Origin of the sequence: Schnuerera sp., from assembly GCF_035459645.1 — a bacterium.
GTDB lineage: Bacteria > Bacillota > Clostridia > Tissierellales > Tepidimicrobiaceae > Schnuerera.
On record NZ_DATHXO010000369.1, the window covers coordinates 1 to 1,873 of the forward strand.

A 1,873-nucleotide genomic window follows, 5' to 3' on the forward strand; every position below is an offset into this window, starting at 1 on the left:
AAAATATTATATCTCCTTTATATGAACAATTTACTATAGAAAAGGAAGAAAACTTAGAATATATATTAAAAATATTAGAGGATTTAAATCTAGAAGCAAAAGGAGAAAATATACAAATTATTAGAGAATTTTTATTAAATGAAGTAGAGATAACAAAAGAAAATTATGAAAAAATATTAGATATGAAATCTAAACTAAATGAATTAATAAATCTTTTAGATGAGGATAAAGCAGCTCAACTAATGGAAGAAAAGATAGATTTACTGAAAGAAGATATATCAGTATTGTTAAATAAATTGAAACTACAAAACAGGGGAGAAGCTAAGGATTCTTTAGAAAAATCATCAGATATTTTAAAGGAAATAGAAAATTTAAAAACCATTACAGACAAAGAATTACTCCAGTTAATAAAAAATGAAGAAGATTTTAAAATAGAAAACTTAAAGGAAATAATATCTACAAATACCAACATAAATGAAGGATTAAATGGAAAAGTAGTTGAAAAAGCTAGGACTATTAACAATATATTTAATACATTGGGACAACTAGATTCAAATACTATAGCTTTTACATCAAGAAGATTTAATAATATCACATTAAATAATTTATATAATTCTCATTTAGAAATAGTGGAAAAAAATGAAGTTATAGTTGAACCTATAGCCAAAACAGAAGAAAATTTAATTAGACAGGAATATTTAAATGCTAAATCCAATACTACATTAAATTTAATAAAGATGAGTATTAAAGAAGGACTAGCATTAGAGCATATGGCTTTGGAAGAATTGAATCAATTTATAGACAAGAAAGTAAATAGATATAGAGAAACTCAAAAATTAATCAAAGAAATAAAACACCTTCAAGGAAAAGAAGAATTTTTAATACCTGTGGTAATGAAAAACCAATTAGATATGTCTATAAATCAAATTAATAATATAAATTCTATTTTAAATGATGGAAAGGGTATAGGGAATCTATTTAATAATTTCTTAACCAATAAGAACAATTATAGCAAAGAGCTAAAAGAAAATATAGAAATATTAGAAAATAAAATTAAAAAACTTTCCACAGCCCTTAAAAAAGGCAAAGAAGAAGTCAAAGAAGATTATAAAGAAACAATAAATAATTTTAAAGATTTAAGTGGTTTTTCTAATTCTAATAATGGAGATAAGGAGGAGAATTTAAAACAAATTAAAGAGTATTTAGATTTGCAAAACCAATTATCTACAGATGATTTAGTACTTCAATTACCTATATTTACAGAAGAAGGATATAACAATGTAAATTTAATTATTCCTAATATCAACAAAGGGATTAATAAAGATGATATGAAATTTTATCTTAATGTGAATATGAAGAATTTAGGACAAGTAAAGTTTAATTTACAGGTGAAGGATGAAAAGGTATATGTAGATTTTAATATAGCTAATGATGAGCTGATTAAGGAGAATGAAAGTTTACTTAAAGATGGATTAGAAAAAATAGGATATACCTTAGAGAAAATAGAACATAATAATATACTTTAGGTGAGGTTATGAAGATAAGGCTAGTTTCCAAAAAACAATTGAAAAAGGCTTATGAAAAAAAGAAGATTGAAAATAAAATAGACATAAAAGAAGAATTAGCTATGAAAAACATTGAAAAGGTTCCTAAGGAATTATTTCAAGTTCTTGGGGAGACCTTATCTTTTATAGAAAATGTAAATAATATGGAGGGAGATAAAGATGAGAATAAACAATAATATACCAGCATTGAACACTCATAGGATGTTGGGAATAACTAATAATAGTTTGGAAAAAACTTTAGAAAGATTATCATCAGGAAAAAGGATTAATAAAGCTTCAGATGATGCAGCAGGATTAGCCATATCACA

Annotated in this window: 3 protein-coding genes; all 3 read left to right on the forward strand. The window is 24.2% G+C overall.

The genetic code is table 11. The features are described 5' to 3' along the window. On the forward strand, window positions 1-1,526 hold a 1,526-nt coding region (locus VK998_RS08630; protein ID WP_325227665.1), incomplete at its 5' end, for a DUF6240 domain-containing protein. Between the two features lie 8 nt (window positions 1,527-1,534). Then, a complete protein-coding gene (locus VK998_RS08635) occupies window positions 1,535-1,741 on the forward strand; it encodes a hypothetical protein (RefSeq protein ID WP_325227668.1) in 207 nt (68 codons plus the stop codon). 25 nt (window positions 1,742-1,766) lie between these two features. Continuing rightward, a partial coding sequence (locus tag VK998_RS08640; protein WP_475513933.1) for a flagellin N-terminal helical domain-containing protein occupies window positions 1,767-1,873 on the forward strand: 107 nt, incomplete at its 3' end.